This is a genomic window from Shewanella sp. FJAT-52076, assembly GCF_019457455.1.
Taxonomy (GTDB): domain Bacteria; phylum Pseudomonadota; class Gammaproteobacteria; order Enterobacterales; family Shewanellaceae; genus Shewanella; species Shewanella zhangzhouensis.
The window spans coordinates 3,422,408-3,441,638 of the sequence record NZ_CP080415.1 but is presented as its reverse complement, the minus strand read 5'-3'; the positions used below and the strand labels follow the sequence as shown (position 1 = coordinate 3,441,638).

The window sequence follows — 19,231 nt, the reverse complement described above, 5'->3', positions numbered from 1 at the left end:
TGCCGAGGTTTAACCTTGACCGCCATAGGCGAAATACCGGGGGAACTGCCGACATCAGCCGTATTCCGGTTCACCTTTTTCATTGATAAACGGAGCATGAACGCGCTAGCATGAGCTATACCTGTTGCTAATTCATGATAACTTATGCTCGATTGTGCTTCTTTCCCGGATCAAAGGCAAACCCTGATTAAAACGCGCCTGCTACAGGATGGCAGGGTCGTCTGCGCTCATCTCGCTGCCGAACTGGGGGTGTCTGAACACACTATCCGGCGCGACTTGCAGGAACTTGCCAGTCAGGGCGTTTGCAAAAAGGTCTATGGCGGCGCAGTGAATGTGGTGGCAGACCCGCCGGGTTTAGCCGAGCGCATTCAACTGACAGGTGCAGAAAAGCAGAAACTTGGCCGCGCCAGCGCGCAGCTTTTGCGGGACGGTGATTGCGTTTTTGTAGATTCGGGCAGCACCAATATGGCAATTGCCAAAGCGATAAGCCAGCAGCAAGCCATCACCTTTGTTACCCATGTACCTGAAATTGCGGTTGAATTGCTGAAGTTGGCACACTGTGAAGTGATTTTATTGGGGGGGAAACTGAACCGGAAAATCGGCGCATCGGTTGGCCCCACAACCATCAGGCAGCTTGAAACCATGTACTTCGACCAATGCCTGCTGGGAGCCTGCGCACTCGACCCTGAAGAAGGGGTGACGGTATTTGATTTCGATGATGCAGAATTTAAACGGACTATCGTCAAGCAAAGCAGTGAGGTGATTGTTGCGCTGACCCAAGATAAGTTGGGTGCGGTAGCCAAACACAGGGTGATGCCGGTGAGTGAGATTTCCACCCTTGTGCTCGCAGGCGCATCTGTACCGGGTGTGCTCGCAAAGTTGGCACAATCAAGCGTCAATATTGTGCAGGCAGATTAAAAGCTTATGCAGAGTATATGTGGCGAGGTGTGCACAGGGCACAGTGTTTATTCACAGCCGCGTTTTCCAGAGCCAGCTTATACATAGTCTGTTTATCCAGAGCCTGTCTATCCAGAGCCGGCTTATCGCCAAGTGATGGGACTCATACTGCCAATCTCGTCCCATGTCGGCCCATGTCGGCCCATCTCGGCCCATGTCGTTCTTGGCGGCCCCGAGGACTCAGATTCGATGTTCAATCCTATGGCATCAAAGGGCCGAAAGACCTGGTCTCCGGCACACATTGCAGGTAGCCACCTGATTCAGTAAACAAAAAAGCCGGGATTATCCCGGCTTTTTCATGTTTACAGCCTGCCAGTCGTATCAGCCCGGCCACTGCGGCTCGGGATCAAAGCCCGTTGCAATTGGCGTAGTAGGTGACGGTAGCTGGCCAGTCGGAGAATACCCCTATCACCCCTACGTCTTTGGCGAGTACGTCCAACAGCTCGTAGGTGACCCCTTCGTTGGTGGTGGCATCGGTAATGCTTTGATAGTACCAGCCGCCGCCGTTGGTGAGGTGGCCCGAGCGCTCCAGTGTCCAGGTGATTATCTTAAGCCCGGCAGCCTTGGCGGCCTTGGCATATTCGGATGGCACTATCTTACCGTCGTTATCCAGCGTCACCAGCATCCACAGGGGCGGCGCCACTATCTCCACGCCATCGGCCTTGAGGCTGGCCATATCAGGCTGCCAGGTGGCGGGGTTCATGGGGTCGAAGCCGGGCAGGGTTTCGTCCCTGTCATCCAGATACACGGCCTGCCGGCCAAACTCCGGCGCCGTGGCAATCCAGTGTTTTACATCGTCCAGATTAAAGGACTGGGGGTAAACCCGGTCGGCCGTTACACCGGCGGCCTGGTATTCGGCCACCAGTTTGTCGGCGTAATCCTGCTGACTCATGCCATCGAAGGGCATGGTGACGGCGGGGGACTTGAGCTCAGGGGTCATCTTAACGCCAGCGGCCTTGAACATCTCAATGGATTGGGCGTGGGTCATCAGGGTGCCGGTGGCAGCATAAAGATCCGTGCGCCAGCCCGGGGTGCCTGCCAGATAGGCTTCCACCGTGGTGGCCTTGGGGTTGGCACCGTCCATCTTGCCCTTGAGGCTCATAAACTCCTCGAGGCTGATGTCGCTGGTACAGCACTTGGCCGAGGCAGGGGTGCCGGTGGCGGCATCAAAGGGGCTGAATGGCTCGCTGCATTTGGCGGCAAGTTCGGGGATGGCGAGAATATTGGTGGTGGTGTGCAGGTCGCACTGGGAGTGGCGGCAAACCAGCGCCTTGTCGGCGGTGAAGGTCACGTCACACTCCAGTACCCCGGCGCCCGAATCGATGGCGGCCTTATATGACTCGCGGGTGTGTTCTGGGAACTGCATGGCGGCGCCCCGGTGGCCGATGGAAAAGTCGCTGCGGTAAAACGGCATGTCTTTGCACTGAGCCAGCGCCGATTTGAGCTCACCTTCGGCCATTTGTGAAATCAGGTACGCCGGGCGTACGCCCACCTGAGCGGGTACCCTGGTGGCGGCAGGTGGGGTGACTTCAGTTTCGGTTTGTGGGCTGTCGTTATCATTGCAGGCAGTCAGTGCCAGCAGAGGCACCAGGCAGAGCAAATGGTAGGCTTTACGGAGCATCGTATTGATTCCAAAGTAGAAAAATTGGTGTAAACCTAACCTCACTCTGTGACATGCCCAAGACAGCCCCGTTAACGAACCATGACATGCAAATGACAGGGCAGCAAAAGAAAAAGCCTTCGCAATGGGAAGGCTTTTTGTATCCGAATGGTTGCGGCTGCTGTCATCAGCCTCTTTAACTTATTCGCTTCAGTAAGGCGCTTCAGTAAGGCGCTTCAGTTGAACGCTTAAGTTGAATGCCTTAATTGGGCAGTGCCGAGAGCACCTTCACGCAGCGCTGCTGCAACTGCCGTGCTTCCAACAGCGCTCTGTTCATACCGCTGGAGAGGGCAGGCTTGCTGTCGATGTAACGGCTCAGGGCATCCACACCCTGCTGGCTGCAATCACCGGGGATAAGAGCGGCGGCCGAGCGGGCAAACACGGGTCCCTTGGCGTCCAGGTCCGGCAGCATGGCGAGGCGCTCGTCACTGCTGGCATTGGCAAGCAGGCGCTGCTCAGGCTGGTACAGGTTCCCCATGGCCACCCTCAGCTTGGGGAAGGGCTCGCTCCCGGCGGCGATTTTACTCAGCCACTGGCGCTTGATGCTGCCATCGGGGCGTTGCACCCGGGCGCGGATAGCGGATTTCTGGCCGCTGTCACTGTTGTCCCGAATCTGCTCCTCACGCACCCGGCGCTCGGCGCCCAGGGCATCGAGACGGTTCAAGCGGGCTATGATGTCCCAGCGTCTGTCCTGATCTATTTCCAGCCCCTGCACCTTGCTGGCACCATCGAGCAAATCATTCAAATGATCAATGGCTTCGCCGCCGTAGGCCAGGCTGATATAGGCATCAAACCAACGGCCCTGCAGCTCTTTGTCGCCCCGGCTTTCCATGGCGCGGCGCAGACTCATTTGCGACAGGGCGCGCAGGCCCTTGTCGGCAAAACTGCCCCTGCCTTTGTTGGCGCTTTGCAGGTAGAAGGCGCTGGCTTGCAGCTTGTCGATGATCTGGGCGCTCAGCTGCAGGTCCTTTTCCATGGGGGCGTTGACCAGTGCCGTTGCCAAAAAGTCCTGCAGCGGCAGTTTGCCATCGGTCACGCTGTCCCACAGGCTTTGCCACAGCATGGCCCTGAGCAGGGGGTCTTCGGTGCGGGACAGCTGGCTGCGGGCGGTGTCAAAGGAGCGGGGATCCAGGTTTACCTTCACGTAGCCCCAGTCCTGATAGTTGGGGTACACCAGTTTGGGGCACTGGCGACCGATAAGGGCGGGCACCTTGGTGCGCTCTCCCTTGAAGATAACTTCTACCACCCGGTCGCGGTGCAGCCCGTGGCGGTCGGCATCAAACAGTGCCACCTGCACCTTTTGCTCCCTCAGTACCGGGTATTCGGCCGGTGCACTCTGGCGCAGGGCGAAGTGGCTGATTTGCTCGCCGTCACAGCTGAACTCGGCTTCGATGCTGTTTACCCCGGGTTGGTAGAGCCAATCCCGGGTCCACTGGGTCAGATCCCGGCCGGCGGCCTGTGCCAGGCTGCCGATAAAGTCATCCAGGGTGGCGTTGCGGTAGCTGTACTGCTTGAGGTAAGTGGATACGCCGCGCCTGAAAGGCTCTTCGCCCAGCAGTATGCTCAGCTGACGCAGGCTGGCGGCACCTTTTTGGTAGGTGATGGCATCGATATTGTCGAAGGCATTGCCCGATGTGGGCACGGGCACCTCGATGGGGTGGGTGGTCACCAGGCTGTCGAGGGTGTAGGCCCGCTGTTTGCCTCCGGCATAAAAGCTTTGCCAGGCATGGGAAAACTCAGGGATTTTCGCCAGCGCCATGGTGCCCATCAGGGAGGCAAAACTCTCGTTCAGCCACAGGCCGTTCCACCACTTCATGGTGACCAGATCGCCAAACCACTGGTGCGCCATCTCGTGCATGATAACTCCCGCCAGCGACTGCTTCTGGGCTAGGCTCATCTCACCACTGGAGACAAAAGCCGACTCGGAGAAGGTAATGGCGGCGGCGTTTTCCATGGCGCCGTAGAGGAAGTCGGGCACCAGCAGCTGATCGTACTTTTTAAAGGGATAGGGAATGCCAAAATATTGCTCAAAGTACTCGAGGCCCAGGGCGGTGTAACGGAACCAATCTTGCGGTGTGACCTTGTCGGCAATGGACTGACGGGCGAAGAGGCGCATGGGGTAGCGCGCTTCGCCGCTCTCCCATACCTGATAGGGGCCAGCATGGAGCGAGAAGTTATAGGGGCTCAGCAGCGGGGTTTCGGGGAAGTCCCACACCCGCATGTTGCCTTCAACATTGATGCTGCTCTCCCGCATGCTGGTCACCACCTGCCAGTCGGCGGGGGCGGTTACCTTGACCTTGTAGCTGGCCTTGAGATCCGGCTGGTCGAACACCGCAAACATTTGCTGGGCGGCGGCGGGTTCAAAATGGGAGTAAAGATAGACACGGCCATCGACCGGGTCTTCAAAGCGGTGCAGGCCTTCGCCATTGGTGCTGTGGGGGCGGACAAAGCTTACCTGCAGCTGGTTTTCGCCGCTCACCAGCAGCCTGGGGTTTAAGGTCAGGTAGCTGCCATTGTAGTTGGGGTATACCTTGGCGCCGTTAATCAACAGCTCGGTAATGCGGGCCTTGTTCAAATCCAGTGTCAGCGGTGACAGGGTATCGCTGAGCTGAAAACGCACCTTACTGGTGGCACTGAATTCGGCACTGCCATTGAGTTTGAAGTCCAGCTCATAATGCACGTTACTGACACGTTGGCTGCGATTTGCTGCCTGTTCGGCGCTGATATACGGCGTTGTATCCCGCTCCAGTGGATGGGTTTTGTCGGTGGAGGCGCAGGACACCAGGGTGACAGCGGCAACGGCCACCCAGGCTTGGCTTAAGAACTTCACGTGAGACTTCCTTCAAGTTACCGCAATGCGGCTTATTTTTAGGCGCTTAACTTACCTTAAGGGGACTGCCATTGCCAGCCTGAGCGCGGGCGTTGGCGGCATTTGCCAGTTGCACCTGGGCGATGCCTGACAGCAGGATAAGGGCACAGCCTCCCCATTTTAGGGCTGACATGGGCTCGTTAAACAGCAGATAACCGGTTAATACCACCATCAGGGGCTCGAGGTAGGCCAGGGTACCGAACATCTTGGCGGGCAGTGCGGTAATGGCTTTTACCGCAAAGAGAATGGCTAAAAAGCCGGGAAAGACCGCGGCAATCATCAACCAGAACCATTCACTGGCGTTGGGCAAAGGGTCGCCCCACACCATGGGCAGGGTCACCAGGGCGCCCACGGCCAGCTGCACCCAGGTTTTGGCGTAGGGGTCGCTGGCGGGCGGAATTTTTTTATTGATAAGGATAAAGGCGGTGTAGGCCAGCAAACAGCCCAGGGCGTAGCTCATGCCGATGGCCTCGGCGCCAGCCATATCCAACTTGAATTCCTGCAGCATGGCAAAGCCAAAAAAGGCCAGCAGAATCAGGCTAAAAGCCGCAGCGCCCAAGCGCTCCGAAAACAGGAAATGCGCGCCAATGGCCGCCACCGCAGGGGCAAGGTATACCAGCATGATGGCGAGGGACATGGGAATGGTTTCTATGGCTTTGAGAAAGCACAGAATAAAGGTTGCCAGCAGCACTCCACCTGCGACTGTGCCCCAATGGGGCTTTACCCAGAGCCTGGCGGTTTCACGGCGAAACAGTAAAAACAGCATCAGAATGAGGGCGCCAAGCCCGAGCCGGTAAAAGGTGAGCATGGCCGCATCCAGCTCGCCAAACCGGGCAATGATGCCAATGGTACCCATGAGAATGGCCGACAGGGCTGCCAACAAGTAAAAACCGTTTTGCATCTTACGGGCTCCGACAACGGATGCAGGACAGGGGCAGACAAGATAGCCATTCCCCCGGAGCGCCACAAGATGTGTGCCCCGGGAAATGTGCTGGATTTTAGTCTAAGAGACGGCTGACGCCCTGATGTCAGGGATGTTCCGGCTGTGCTTGCTGCAGCTCTTCTATCGAGGGTTCCATCGTCATCAAGGCGCTGTATTTTTGTAAAATCGCATCGAGGGTGCCGTCTTCCCGCATCGAGCTAAGCCCCTCATTGAAGTCGTCCCGAATGCGCGCTGAACGAAACGCAAAGCGGTAGCCTGTCGGCTCAAAAATGCAGGCCTCGCGCACATCGAGCCTGGCCTCCAAAAAGCCGGCCTCCAGCTCTTTTTTACGATAGTAAGCAAAGATGTTCTTTTCCATGACTATCACGTCGGTTCGGCCTTTGAACAGCAGATGGATTTGATGGCGCTGGGCCGCGATCTCGCTGTAGGAAGGCGATTTGGCCACCGTCAGGCCAAATTCAGTTCCCAAAATCCGCGCAGCCTGCTGAAAGGCAACGACGCTCAAGTCTTTGAGATCGTTAATGGAGTTAATCTCCAGATTGCGGGACTCGAGGCTGATAACGCAGTTATGGAAGCGAATGACCTCATCGCTGTAGAACACGCCGTCGAGCATATGTTCTTTGGTGTTGATGATGCCGTCGAGCTTGCCGTCTTTGAGCTCGCGAAAGGTGCGGGACAGCGGCATATAGTGTATCACTGCATAATGCCCCCGACGGGCCAGCGCCTGGCGCAGGATATCCAGCTCCAGACCGCCGTTTTCCTGTTGTATCACGTAGGGCGGTATCGCAAAGCTCACGCCCACGTTCACGGTTTCGGCAGAAACCTGTGTCGTCGCTCCCAGGCTTGCCAGGAACAAGGTTTTGAAAAGGCTGCTTTTGTTTTTCATTGTTAACTAAGTTCTCAGGGAGACGGCGTTATCTTTTTAGTCGCTCTGTCGGCGGGCCGTCTTGGGTTGTCGAGTCAGTATTGAGTTTAGTTCACTCCCTGCGCAATAGCGGTTGGAATAATTTTTAGAATGAAGAACCGGGCTCTTGTAAAAAAGCCAGTTCTTCTGCGCTGGATTCCCGCCCCAAAATAGCGTTTCTGTGGGGATAGCGGCCAAAGCGGTCAATAATCGCTTTATGGCGAATTTCAAACTCCAGGTTGCCCCGGGCGGCCTGCCGGGAGAAGAGTTTCACGGCCTCTTCGTGGATAAGGGCCGACTCGCTGTGCATATAAGGCATGTACAAAAAGGGCACCATCTTATCCGGCAGCTCGCTATCCACACCCAGAGCGACCGCCTCCTGTGCCAGCACCAATGCCATGGGGTCGGCGTCGAATGCGGCCGGGGTATCGCGATAGAGGTTTCGGGAAAACTGATCGAGAACGATAATCTCCGCCAGACGCCCCATCGGGTGTTGCCGCCAGCCAAACAGTTCTCCCCGTTTGGCAGCAACAAGTACCTCTGCAAATCGTTGTCCTATGAGGCGGTCAAAGTCAGCATCCTTTTGCCACCATTGTTTGGGGCTGATTTCGCTGAACCAAAAATCGGTGATCTGCTGCCAATGCATCATTCGCGCTCCCGTTAAATCCAGTTACCTCTGTGCTTGTCCAGCTGTGTCAGTGCGGCCAGTGCTATGGTTCTGGCCTCACTGTAGGGGATCCACGGCAGGTAAATCTTACCGCTGGCAAGCCCCAGCTCCAGGGTCGCCAAGCCTTTTTTACGTTGCCCGGGCGATTGCAGCAGGCTCACGTGCTGCACCTTGTACAGGGGCACTCTTTTGAGACTTTGGCCAAGCAGCCCGGTTCGCTGCCACACCAGGGTATCGTCGTGCCTGTAGCCCCAGTGTTTGAACCTGAGCCAAAGTCCGATCGAGCCCAGTATGGCCACGGTAAGAGCGAACTCCATGACAACCAGCTCCCGGGAAATCAGCATCGTCAGCAGCGCCGGTAGCCAGAAAAATGCGAGTCTGCGTTTCAGCCAGCCACTGTGGATGGGGCGCAGTTCATGCACCGATGGCGGCAGGCTGTCTTTGCCGGGCAGCGCCTTGAGCTGGGCAAACAGGGGCGGGAGCTCATCGGGAGTCACAGAGGGGATAAGCAGCGGCAGTTTGAGGTGTTGTTCGACTTCGTGGCCCTGCACCTGGCGGAAAAACACGGTCCAGCGCTTCAGCAGCCGTGCAATAGGGGGCTGATTGAATTCCACCAGTTGGATGCGTTTCATCGCCAGCGCATCCTGCTGGTGGGCCAATATGCCGCCGGTGCGCTCCAGAGTGGATTCGGCGCCAAGCTTTAGCCGATAGGGATAGTATTTCAAAAAGGCAAACATCACCGAGATGAGCGCAAAACAGAGGTATCCCAGCAAAATCAGGGCTATCACACTTAAGGTGCCCCACAGCGGCCCCTGGGATTCGATACGCAAAAAGGTGTTAAGGCCCAGAGACTCGAACCAGGTCTCCACCGGCAGCTGCCCCATGATGGAGCCGGCAAACACCATAAACCAGACAAAATTATTGTGGTAAAGCCCGAATAAAAACAGCGGTTTGCCGCCTCTCTCCAGCAGCAGTGAATCCGTTTGTTCCTCCTGATGGGTAACAGCTTCAGCAGGCTTTTGCAGCAAATGCGACTTGAGTGCCATGGCATCGCTCATGGGCATGGCGGCAATTTGCACCTCATCCTTTCGGGAGCCTGCGGTCTCGACCACCAGGGTGCAGAGCAACAGGGGTTTAAAGTAAAAGGGTTGGTCGAGCCGCACGTTCTGAATTTTATCCAGCGGTAACTCATCTTTGCGTTTGAAAAACAGCCCCCGGCGCACTTCCAGCTTGTGACTGCCGGGGCGAAACCTGTAGGTGGCATATTGCACCAGGGCGAAGGTGAGAATGCCCAGCAGCACCAGTAAGGCCACGGAAATGACCAGAGGTGAGTCGAATCCCTGTTTCCAGCCGGTAAAGACAATGGGGATGAGGGCATAGCCCTGGGTCAGTACCTGACGGGCCGTGCCCAGGGTAAAGCTGACCACAGACCAGGGTGACAGGCTTTGCCAGTTCTCGGCAGTGGCACTCACAGTTCAGTTACTCCTGCACGGGCGAGCAGGTGACCCCGCAGCGCCTCCGCATCGTCTATGGGCAGGCCACGAATTTCAATTTCAGCGCTGCCGCTGCCGGCGCTGAAACACTTGATGCAGGCGAGGCCGTAGCGCCGCTCCATGGGCCCCTGCGACAGGGTGACATGCTGGATACGGCTGTAGGGCATGGCGGTGCGCTTTTGCCACCACACTCCGGTTTGGCTGAGCAGGTCCAACTCACCAACGCCGTAGCCCAGGGCATTGGCCCAGCGATAGCCCAGCCACAGGCCGAGGGCCGCCAGCAAGACGCCAGCGCTGCTGATTGCCAGTACTATCATGTCGGGTACGCCGGCGAAGATAAGCAGCAGGGAAATCGGCAGGAATATCACCAAAAACGTCAGGGCCGTGGTGACCATCACCAGGGTGGCATAGCGGGGATCCGCCGGGATAAGCACGGGAGCTTCGAAGGGAGTCCAGCGGTCCTTGGGTAACAAGAGTCCTTGTAATTCAGCGTCTTGCGCCTGCATTTGTGTCATCCTTGTGACATTTTTGTATTCACGGCCAATATAGCAGTGAAATCTTGCGTGGATCCACCCAGTGGAAATATTTGCTTGCAAAGCCGTATCAGAACACGCTTGGCTCTTGGTTAGCGACTGAATTTCAAGTAATTTGGATTCAATCTCCCTACAGGAATCATGGTGATGACCCAGGACTATGCTCCAGGCAATCAGGTCAGCAAACAGCACAAGGCCTTTTTGCGTAAATTGTATCTGGCCCATCTGATGGACGATGCGCGCCATAATCTGCTGTCGCTGGGCAAGCTGACTGGTATGCCGAGGCGCACCTTGCAGGATGCCATCGCCAGTTTTGCCGACATAGGCATTGAGGTGGAGTTTGTTCAGGACGGCGAGCGCCATAACGCCGGTTATTACCGTATACGGACCTGGGGGCCCATCAGCAGCGCCTGGATGGACACCCATGTGGAGCAGGTGAAGAGCCTGCTTGGCGTGGAGGATACCGACGGGCAGGCCACTGCCGGGAACGGAACATGATTTCCTCTGTGGGCGGGCTCGATGAGAGCCTGTGGTATCAGACCCTTGGGGAGCCCATGCAGCCCCGCGCTGCGCTGGAAAGTGATATAGAGGCGGATGTTTGCATTCTGGGCGCCGGATACTCGGGCCTGTGGACGGCACTGTTCCTTAAACAGAAACAGCCTGCTCTCAAGGTGGTTGTGCTTGAGGCTGCCATGGCCGGGGAAGGGGCGTCCGGGCGCAATGGCGGTTGGCTGATGGGCAGCTTTGGCGGCGATGTGGGCTATCTGGCGCAGCTGGATGGCGAGCCTCGACGCCGGGCCAAACAGGTCATTTCAGGCACGGTTGCCCGGGCGGCCAATACCTTCAGTGAGCTGGGTATTCAATGCGACTTCCACCATGGCGGTAACCTGTATCAGGCGGCGCGCTACCCTCAGCAGCTCAAGCGTTTACAAGCCGAGCTGGCGCACTTTCGTGAAGCTGGTTTTGATGAAGCGGACTATCGCCTGTTGTCGGCCACAGAGGCTGGCCAAGCCCTTAATCTGCCGGGGACACAAGCTGCGCTCTACACTCCTCACTGTGCCCGGGTGCATCCATTAAAACTGGCCCGTGGCCTTGCCCGCGCCGCAGAGCGGGCGGGGGTGATCATCTACGAGAAAAGCCCTGTGCATCTCACTGAAAAAAGCGGGATTACCCCATCAGAACGCGGCCAGAAAGCGCCTGGCAATAAGGTGCACACCCCAAAGGGCTCGGTCAGAGCCGCTGTGGTGGTGGCCGCGCTCGAAGGTTACCAGCGGCTTCTGGGACTCGATAACAGAACCAGCTTGCCGGTATTCAGTGTGCTCTGTGCCACTGAGCCATTGAGCGAGCAGCAATGGGCCAATATCGGCCTTGAAAACCGCGAGACCTTTGCCGATGCCTCACGGCTTATCACCTACGGCCAGCGCAGCGCGGATAATCGTTTGGTGTTTGGTGCCCGTGGTGGCTATGGCTTTGGCGGCGCGGTGAAAACCCGATTTGACTTTGCGCCCCGTACGCTTGGGGAAGCGCCAAAAGGCGATATCTTTGACCTGAGAAGTCAGCTGTTGCAGGCGTTTTTCCCCGCCCTTGAGGGGACTCAAATCACCCATGGCTGGGGCGGCTGTTTGTCACTCTCGCGGGCGTTTCGCCCCCATGCACTCTTCGATGAAGCTGCGGGGCTTGCCTTTGTGGGCGGTTATGGCGGCGAAGGCGTGGGCGCCAGTATGCTCTTTGGGGAAACCCTGGCCGAGCTGATTGCCCGGCCCGATGGTGAGCTGGCTGGTATGCCATGGGCATACCGGGGCGCCGTGAGTGAGCATCTGCGCCGCTGGGAGTCTGAGCCCTTGCCCTGGCTTGGCTACAGCGCCAGCAGACTGCTTTACCGGCTCGAAGAGCGCCTGCTCTGCCGCCAGCCTCAGCCAGGTTACACGCCTGCCATCAGTCGGCTTGCAGACGCCTTTGAAACCTTGATGAGTTAGTTGACTATTCAGCTCCGGCGGATGCGGGTTTGACTAATCCCAGCTGGCCCAGCTGGCCCAGCTGCAGCGCCGCCATGGTAGCCTCTATTGCTGCCCTGTGCCTTGCCTCGACAAAGCCCTGATAATCAGGCTCGCATGGCCTGCCATCCATGCTGATGCCGTCACCACTGAGGCTTTTGGCCCTGCCAAAGGGCTTGATGCCCTGCTTGTAGCCGGCAAAGTATCTGTGGCCCAGATCATCACTCCAAAAGAGTCGCCAGGGGGCGGCGCACCCCGGAATAGGGTTATCCAGCGCGGCCAGGGTTTGTCTGGCCACTCCTGTTCTTAAGGCGTCAAAGTTTGCTGAGTGGTCGTCGAAAGCCTCTGGGGGAGTGGGGCAGGGAATGGCTTGAAGACGCTCGTCAGTGCCACTAGGGCTCACCGGCCAGTCGTCCACCGGGTCATGGATAACAAAAATCCCGCGAAATCCGAAACCCAGGTAGTCAACCAATGGGGCAAATTCCCGCTGCCAGGCGATGATTTTGGGGCCGTGATACACGGGCACCGCATGGGCAGGTACCGTGACATCCTGGATCAAGTGAATAAGTGCACCAAGGTAATAAGCCCTGTGCTCGGCGGGTGCCTGCTCAAGCCCTGTAAGTGCGGCCTGCCACAGGCGCGCCATGGACATATCGGTTTTACCCGCCAGCCGCTGGGCGTCAGCGGTTTTATCGGGATGATAAAAATGCCAGTTATGAATTCGTCTGGTCATGGGGAACACGGCCGTGGCAAAGGAGGTGTTCATCAGCTCCCTTGGCAGCTTGCCGGCGCCTTCATCCATGGCAAGGTTGCCCTGCATCAGCTGTAGGCGGGTCGACTCAGTCAGATGAACGCCGCATTGGGCCATGGCGTCCAGGGCGCGAGTGGTGAGGGGCTCGTGGGCCTCTTTGGGGTGATAGCCCTTGGCGCCAAAAGCCAAAAGCATAAGTAAAGCAAACAGATATTTAATCACATCGACATCCTTGCCCGCAGTTTTGCCGAATCTAACACCTTGGGCAGACAAAACCAAATCCCGGTATCAATGCTTCCGCGGCTTCTTGGGTTCTGCGCGTTGAATAAAGCCTGAGGTTGTTTTTTATCCGATGCGCCCACATATTCACAGCCAAGCCTTTTCTTATCTTCCCGGGAGCCTCTCGTGCCGGACACCTTGGCCACCAACCATGCAACAACTGCCTCGCAGGGCAATGTCGTCGGCTGGTTGGGCAGTTTTTTACGCCCCTATAAACTCAGGGTAATCACAGCGCTCATCTGTTTGTTGATTGGCTCGCTGGCCTGGCTCGCGCTGGGGCAGGGGGTAAAGCTGATTGTGGATGAAGGCTTTGTGGCCGGAAACGCGGCCCGCCTCAATCAGTTGGTGTGGGTGCTGGTGGGCATAGCCGCCATCAGCTCCAGCGCCGTGTTTTGCCGTTTTTATTTAATGAGCTGGCTTGGGGAGCGGGTGAGCAACGATATTCGCGCCCGGGTGTACGACAACCTCCTGACCCTGCCACCGGCCTTTTATGCCAGGCTGCGGACCGGTGAAGTCATCTCCCGCTTTACCGCCGACTCCACCCTGCTGCAAACCGTGATTGGTTCGAGTTTTTCCATGGCGCTGCGCTCTTTTGTGTCTGTGCTTGGTGGCATCGCCATGATGGCCATCACCAGCGTCAAACTCACGGCACTGGTGCTGGTGGCCGTGCCGGCGGTGTTGGTGCCCATTCTGATTTTTGGCCGCAAGGTGCGTGCTCTTTCCCGCGATAGCCAGGACAGGGTGGCCGACCTTGGTGCTTACATAGATGAGAGCCTGCACGAAATCCATACGGTGCAGTCTTACACCCACGAGCAGGTCGACCGACATAAGTTCGGTGGCCTGCTCACCAGGGTGCTGGGCAGCGCCGGGCGCCGCATTCAGTTTCGGGCGCTACTTATTGCCGGGGTGATGTTTTTAACCATAGCCGCCATCGCCCTGATGATATGGGTGGGCGCGCGGGATGTGATGAGCGGCGCCATCAGTGCCGGTGAACTCTCGGCCTTTTTGTTCTATGCCCTGCTGGTGGCTGGCGCTACGGCTACCATCAGCGAAGTGATAGGCGATGTGCAGCGTGCCAGCGGCGCCGCCGAACGCTTAAAAGAGCTGAGCGAAGCCGTGAGTGAGGTGCCCAAGGCCCAGGAACCGGTGGCGCTGCCCAGCAAACTCAGCGGCGATATCCGCATCGAGGGCCTCAGCTTCAGTTACCCCGGCACTGACGTAAAAGCACTGGATAATATTTCTGTGCACATTCGCCCCGGCGAGAAGGTGGCTCTGGTGGGGGAAAGTGGCGCCGGTAAGAGTACCCTGTTTCAGCTTCTGGGCCGTTTTTATGCGCCGGATAGTGGCGCTATCTATTTGGACGGCACGGATATCGCCAATACCGACCTGCAAGCGCTCAGGCGTGCCTTTGCCCTGGTGCCCCAGGAGTCGGTGATTTTTGCCGATTCTGTGCTGGAAAACGTCCGCTATGGCAAGGTGGATGCCAGCTTTGATGAAGTGAAGGCGGCCTGTGTGGCTGCCCGCGCCCACGACTTTATCGAAGCCATGCCCGAGGGCTACCACAGCTACCTTGGCGAGCGCGGCGTTAAACTCTCCGGCGGCCAAAAGCAGCGCATCGCCATTGCCCGGGCCATACTCGCCAGCCGCCCCGTCCTCTTGCTCGACGAAGCCACCAGTGCCTTGGATGCGGTGAGCGAGCGCAATGTCAAAGAAGCGCTGGATACTCTCATCTGTGGGCGTACCAGCCTTATCATTGCCCATCGTCTGGCAACGGTTATCAATGCCGACCGGATCCTGGTGATGGACAAGGGAAAAATTATCGCCGAAGGCAGCCACACAGAGCTGCTGGAGTCCAGCCAGCAATACCGGGAATTCGCCAGTTTGCAGCTGTTAACGGAAGCGTGATGCCAAATAAATAAAAAGGGAGCCTGAGCTCCCTTTTTGTTTATTTGGCGACGCCGGCTTTTCTCAATCTGGCAAGCATCAACAGCGCTAACGTTAACCAGCTCAGGCTGCCGCCTCCACCACTGCTTTGGGATTCAGCAGGGGGTGGCGGAACGGGTTTATCTTTCACATTGATACTGAATTCGGTGTGGGCGGTAAGGCTGGCATCCGACACCGTAAGCTCAACAGTGTATTGACCTGAAACATCGGGTTTAAAGCTGGCGCTGGCAGCGGTTCCCAATTCTGATGCAGTCTGACTGGAAGCCGGCTTGGTGGTGATCTTCCACTGATAGGTCAGGGTGTCGCCATCGGGATCCTGGCTTTGGCTGCCATCAAGGGTTGCCATCTGGCCCAACTCGATAGAGCTTTGTCCCGAGATTGAGGCAACCGGCGTTCGATTTTGCGCCTGGACCTCAACATTAGTTTGGACACTGCTTGTCAGGGCACCGTCAGATACGGTTAATTCTACCGAGTAAATACCTACCACATCAGGGGTAAAATTGACGTTGTCGAGTACGCCCAAATTATTGTCCAACAGACTGTTGTCTGGTTTCTGCGTTAGTTTCCACGAATAGCCGATGTCGTCACCATCGGGATCCTGGCTTTGGCTGCCATCAATGGAAACCGGCTGTCCGAGAACGATTTCCATTGTGCTTGGTAAGTCTGCAATTGGTGCAGAGTTTTCCATGCCCACTTTGACATAAACGGTGTTTTTCACCTTACCGCCAATGCCATTGTCAGCAATAAATGCAAGTTTGGCATTACCGGTGAAATCCGCTTCAGGAACGTATTTGTACAAACCAGAACGATATATATCCCAGCTCAGGCCACCTATACTGCCTTCGACTTCGGGATAAACATAAATCAAATAGCCATCATCAGTGTATTGACGCAAATCCAATTCGACAGCCTGATTTTTTGCGGTGGCAATTTGGAATATTTTTTCATTGGGTGCCGGGCAGTCTGCGGCAATATTCGCCTGCTCTGGTTTGGAGTCTGCTGAAGTGGGATCAGTCAGTGCCTTGAATTCGGAGATATTGGGATAGCCATCACCGTCATAGTCCCAGCAGCGATAAGGAGAAGTCGGGCTCGCGTCGACCATGAGGTATTTGTCTACAAACCAGTTAGATACCCCATCCAGATCCGAGTCGGTTTCTTTGGCTTCAGAAATAAAGAAGCGTCTCAGATTAAAGGTATCGACTGCACTGGCGCCCATTCCCGGTTCCAAGCTGAGAGTACCACATGAGGATAATGGGCAATTTTCGCTTTTTGTATTTGAAAATACGGATGCTTTTTGAACTGCCGTACTCATCAGAGTGCCTGTGCCTGAGGTCGGTTCTATGTAGCCAAATGAAAAGTTATAGGCGCCTACAACAGCATTTTCAGTGACATAGTAACTGTTGTCGTAGTCGTGGTCTGAGCCCAATAAATGACCAATTTCATGCGCAATGACCTGATAATCATCGACCGACCAAAAATGCCCCTGTCGTCTACCTACAGGCATTGCACTGGCTCTGCCTCTTGCATCCATCGAAATAGGTGCTGCAATCAGGCCAATAATATTCGGATTGTATTGCTGATTTAACTTAGCCAACCCCTCAAAGCCGTTTTTCCTGTTCTCCATGTCGACAGTCAATCTTGCCAGCTTGTCATCGTAAGGTGGAGTGCCAAAGTCGAGCGAAATATACTCTTGGCTTACTATTTCTATACCTATGTTAACGCCAGAATCAGCAAACGTTTTATTGACGTAAGTTTCAATTCCCGTGAAAAAATCAGCCAGAGCCGGCCCCGGATACAGATCAACGATATCCTGAGTGTAAAGTAGCAATAACTTTATGTTGGATTGACTGGGTAAACTGTTGGGGTCATTTTTGTCAGACCCCGCCATTCGTTCTTCCTGATCCAATGCGCCATCACCATCTGAGTCATCCAGTTTGGGATTGACGATTAGGGTTTCAAAAGCGCTGCCACCACCAACAGCCACAACCAGGTTGTAGTGGGTCAGCTCATCAGGGGTCAGGTTAAGGGTTAATGAGGCGCTGCCGGTTTGGTTTAATACATCGATGTTTTCGCAAGCAAACCGACTACCCTTTGCCTGTTGCATAAGCGTTATTTCATTTTCGTGCGTAAACCGACAGTCGCCAAAAGGGCTGGTGATGTTCCAGTTTTCAAAGGCCGGGTCTGCACTTGAAGGGAAGGCCTTTGTCAGGCTTAAGTAAAAGGAGTCAGCCCTTGCATCTGTATTTGTCAGCTTGCTGATGTCAATCTGAATGACACTTGCTTCGCCGGGGTGAAGCTGCGTGTTTTGACTCACGTCAATATTGTAATCGTTTGCAACAGCATAAAAACTTGAAGTCAAAAACAGTCCAGACGCGGTTAAAAATGCACTTTTGGCTATAGACACCTTTCATCCTTAAAAAGTTGTATTATTTTTGTGTCGCAAACGTATCACATTTGTGTTTTTCATCAAGACAATTCAGTGACACTACTTTCGAAAACTCTTCCTTCTAGGCTCAGACTCGGGCGATGTCCTTCAATTCCAAATGCATATTTTTGAAGCTGTTACAGGCCAAGCCCGTGACTGAGTATCGATGAGAATTAGGTCCCCGTCATCTGGCCGGTATAGAGGATAAAGTTGCGCAGCAAGAACACCCCTAACAGGCTGAAACTGGCGGTCACCGCCACATAGGCGAATTTGCGATCCGCCGACACCTTCATCCACAGGTTGAAGGCCAGTGGCAGGGTGAGACCTATGCCGATAACGCCGGCCCAGAATATCCAGCCCCAGAAGCCAAACCCCAGTGCGTTGAGCGCGGCAACCTGGCTTTGACCGCCGGAGAGGATCAATCCGGCGAAGAAGGTAAACAGCAAACCAATCTCCACCAGGATGAGGGGAATTTCGATGCCGTGGATAAAACGCACTTCCACACCATTGGGATTACCCCTGAGCAGCACACCACCCAGCAGAGTCGCGGCGGCGCCGGAGGACAATCCGGAGATCAGGAACAGTAATGGCAGCACAGGGTTATTGAGCAGCGGGAAGCCTATCAGCGCCGACAGCAGGAAGCCGGTATAGGCCCCAAGGGAAATGGCGAGGATCACCAGAATGCCGGTGATAGCGGCTTCCTGCAGAACCAGCCAATTGAGCAGCCGACGGACTATGGCCAGGCGATTGCCCAGCAACTGACCGATGCGCACATGGAAGACACAGGCTATCCAGGCAAAGAGCACCACCTGGTAGGCCATGAGAACCAGCACCCCCATGGACATCACTGAGCTGGTGTTGTAGAACACCAGGATCTTCCAGAAATCCAGTGGCCGGGTGAGGTCGAATACCAGGATCCCCAGGCCACCAAACACCGCGATAGGGGCGATTATGGCCGCCGCCTGCACGAAGGGCGAATGCCAGGCTTCATGGAATAACTTAAAGTGTTTCAGCATGATGGCGAAAAATACCGCCCCGGCAGATAGACCCGCCAGGAAAAGGTATATGGCGATAGGCCAATGCCATACCAGGCCTTCGAAATGAAAAGCGCTCATAGCATTATCTCCCCATCTATGGTTTGAATATGGAACAGCTTAGGCCGGGTACCCAGGTCCACTTTAGAGCGGTAACTGGGCTTGGCTTTAAGCAACTTGACCAGATCCGACTCGGGATCCTTGAGATTGCCAAAGGTCAGTGCCTTGGTGGGGCAGGCCTCGACACAGGCAGGTTGCAGCCCCTGGGCCAGGCGAGTCTTCTGACAGAAATCGCACTTGTCGGCGGTGCGGGTCTCGGGGTGGATATACCTGACCTGATAGGGGCAGGCGGCAATGCAATACTGGCAACCCACGCAGCGGTCGCTGTTGACCGCGACTATGCCGGTCTCTTTGTCGATATAGGCGGCGCCTGTGGGGCAGACCCGCACACAGGGCGCGGCTTCGCAATGCTGACAGGAGATACGGCTGAAGCGGTAGCTCTGGTTCGGATACTCACCGAAGGGGCCCTTGCGCTCTATCTTCACCCGGGTGACACCCTCGGGGATCTGATTGGTCTCACGGCAAGCCTGGACACAGGCATTACAGCCGATGCAGGCATTTTCATCGTGCACCATGGCGTATTTGGTCTCGCTTTCCGGCTCGGGTTGCAGCAGGGAATCGGCCTGGAGCGTGCGGGTGGCACCATAGACAGAGACACCGGTCAACAGCGCCCCAACCCCCTTGAGAAACTGGCGTTTGGAAACTTGCATGACAGGCC

General features: G+C 56.1%; 15 protein-coding genes. 4 read left to right on the top strand and 11 right to left on the bottom strand.

Going from position 1 to position 19,231, the window contains the following annotated elements:
- Positions 1–144: 144 nt before the first annotated feature.
- Entirely contained in the window at positions 145–918 is a 774-nt protein-coding gene (locus K0H79_RS15170; RefSeq protein WP_220076362.1) for a DeoR/GlpR family DNA-binding transcription regulator, read from the top strand.
- Between the two features lie 385 nt (positions 919–1,303).
- Here the strand turns inward: K0H79_RS15170 and K0H79_RS15165 are convergent, their stop codons facing one another.
- The 7 genes from K0H79_RS15165 to K0H79_RS15135 all read right to left on the bottom strand — a co-directional run bounded on the left by K0H79_RS15165 (position 1,304) and on the right by K0H79_RS15135 (position 9,999).
- Positions 1,304–2,578 (bottom strand): glycerophosphodiester phosphodiesterase family protein, encoded by a 1,275-nt coding sequence (locus tag K0H79_RS15165; protein ID WP_258405408.1) that lies wholly within the window; start codon positions 2,576–2,578, stop codon positions 1,304–1,306.
- Positions 2,579–2,819: 241 nt separating this feature from the next.
- Positions 2,820–5,447 (bottom strand): aminopeptidase N, encoded by a 2,628-nt coding sequence (gene pepN / locus K0H79_RS15160; protein ID WP_220076361.1) that lies wholly within the window; start codon positions 5,445–5,447, stop codon positions 2,820–2,822.
- Between the two features lie 46 nt (positions 5,448–5,493).
- Entirely contained in the window at positions 5,494–6,387 is an 894-nt protein-coding gene (locus tag K0H79_RS15155) for a DMT family transporter (protein WP_220076360.1), read from the bottom strand.
- Between the two features lie 127 nt (positions 6,388–6,514).
- Positions 6,515–7,315 carry an ABC transporter substrate-binding protein gene (locus K0H79_RS15150; RefSeq protein WP_220076359.1) on the bottom strand — a complete coding sequence of 267 codons (801 nt, stop codon included), beginning with the start codon at positions 7,313–7,315 and terminating at the stop codon, positions 6,515–6,517.
- A gap of 124 nt (positions 7,316–7,439) precedes the next feature.
- Entirely contained in the window at positions 7,440–7,982 is a 543-nt protein-coding gene (locus K0H79_RS15145) for a DUF924 family protein (RefSeq protein WP_220076358.1), read from the bottom strand.
- An 11-nt stretch (positions 7,983–7,993) separates the two neighbouring features.
- Positions 7,994–9,472, bottom strand: coding sequence for a PH domain-containing protein (locus K0H79_RS15140; protein WP_220076357.1), 1,479 nt, complete (start codon positions 9,470–9,472; stop codon positions 7,994–7,996).
- The gene (locus K0H79_RS15135; protein WP_220076356.1) at positions 9,469–9,999 is read right to left on the bottom strand and encodes a PH domain-containing protein; all 531 of its coding nucleotides are present in this window, start codon (positions 9,997–9,999) and stop codon (positions 9,469–9,471) included. Before K0H79_RS15135 ends, K0H79_RS15140 begins: the two co-directional genes overlap by 4 nt.
- A gap of 174 nt (positions 10,000–10,173) precedes the next feature.
- Here K0H79_RS15135 and K0H79_RS15130 point away from each other — a divergent pair, with 174 nt between their 5' ends.
- Positions 10,174–10,524, top strand: a complete 351-nt coding sequence (locus tag K0H79_RS15130) for a winged helix-turn-helix domain-containing protein (RefSeq protein ID WP_220065534.1) — start codon at positions 10,174–10,176, stop codon at positions 10,522–10,524.
- Positions 10,521–12,002: an FAD-binding oxidoreductase gene (locus K0H79_RS15125; protein WP_220076355.1), complete on the top strand. Its 1,482-nt coding sequence runs from the start codon at positions 10,521–10,523 to the stop codon at positions 12,000–12,002. Before K0H79_RS15130 ends, K0H79_RS15125 begins: the two co-directional genes overlap by 4 nt.
- A 4-nt stretch (positions 12,003–12,006) precedes the next feature.
- Here K0H79_RS15125 and K0H79_RS15120 read toward each other — a convergent pair whose 3' ends face one another.
- Positions 12,007–12,993, bottom strand: a complete 987-nt coding sequence (locus K0H79_RS15120) for a hypothetical protein (RefSeq protein ID WP_220076354.1) — start codon at positions 12,991–12,993, stop codon at positions 12,007–12,009.
- Between the two features lie 183 nt (positions 12,994–13,176).
- Here K0H79_RS15120 and K0H79_RS15115 point away from each other — a divergent pair, with 183 nt between their 5' ends.
- On the top strand, positions 13,177–14,955 hold the full coding sequence (locus tag K0H79_RS15115) for an ABC transporter transmembrane domain-containing protein (protein ID WP_220076353.1): 1,779 nt from the start codon (positions 13,177–13,179) through the stop codon (positions 14,953–14,955).
- A 40-nt stretch (positions 14,956–14,995) separates the two neighbouring features.
- On the opposite strand, the gene K0H79_RS15110 is transcribed toward K0H79_RS15115, so the two are convergent.
- From K0H79_RS15110 to K0H79_RS15100, 3 genes are all read right to left on the bottom strand, one after another.
- Positions 14,996–17,398 (bottom strand): PKD domain-containing protein, encoded by a 2,403-nt coding sequence (locus tag K0H79_RS15110; protein WP_220076352.1) that lies wholly within the window; start codon positions 17,396–17,398, stop codon positions 14,996–14,998.
- A gap of 194 nt (positions 17,399–17,592) precedes the next feature.
- Positions 17,593–18,534 (bottom strand): cytochrome c nitrite reductase subunit NrfD, encoded by a 942-nt coding sequence (gene nrfD, locus K0H79_RS15105; protein WP_220065530.1) that lies wholly within the window; start codon positions 18,532–18,534, stop codon positions 17,593–17,595.
- Complete coding sequence (locus K0H79_RS15100; RefSeq protein WP_220076351.1) at positions 18,531–19,223, bottom strand: 4Fe-4S dicluster domain-containing protein; 693 nt, start codon at positions 19,221–19,223, stop codon at positions 18,531–18,533. Before K0H79_RS15100 ends, nrfD begins: the two co-directional genes overlap by 4 nt.
- Between the last annotated feature and the right edge of the window lie 8 nt (positions 19,224–19,231).

Bases quoted from the DNA above. Each gene is read 5' to 3' on its own strand.
- K0H79_RS15165 (WP_258405408.1), bottom strand. From the start codon at position 2,578: ATGCTCCGTAAAGCCTACCATTTGCTCTGCCTGGTGCCTCTGCTGGCA.
- K0H79_RS15125 (WP_220076355.1), top strand. From the start codon at position 10,521: ATGATTTCCTCTGTGGGCGGGCTCGATGAGAGCCTGTGGTATCAGACC.
- K0H79_RS15170 (WP_220076362.1), top strand. From the start codon at position 145: ATGCTCGATTGTGCTTCTTTCCCGGATCAAAGGCAAACCCTGATTAAA.
- nrfD (WP_220065530.1), bottom strand. From the start codon at position 18,534: ATGAGCGCTTTTCATTTCGAAGGCCTGGTATGGCATTGGCCTATCGCC.
- K0H79_RS15145 (WP_220076358.1), bottom strand. From the start codon at position 7,982: ATGATGCATTGGCAGCAGATCACCGATTTTTGGTTCAGCGAAATCAGC.
- K0H79_RS15130 (WP_220065534.1), top strand. From the start codon at position 10,174: ATGACCCAGGACTATGCTCCAGGCAATCAGGTCAGCAAACAGCACAAG.
- K0H79_RS15135 (WP_220076356.1), bottom strand. From the start codon at position 9,999: ATGCAGGCGCAAGACGCTGAATTACAAGGACTCTTGTTACCCAAGGAC.
- K0H79_RS15150 (WP_220076359.1), bottom strand. From the start codon at position 7,315: ATGAAAAACAAAAGCAGCCTTTTCAAAACCTTGTTCCTGGCAAGCCTG.
- K0H79_RS15100 (WP_220076351.1), bottom strand. From the start codon at position 19,223: ATGCAAGTTTCCAAACGCCAGTTTCTCAAGGGGGTTGGGGCGCTGTTG.
- K0H79_RS15155 (WP_220076360.1), bottom strand. From the start codon at position 6,387: ATGCAAAACGGTTTTTACTTGTTGGCAGCCCTGTCGGCCATTCTCATG.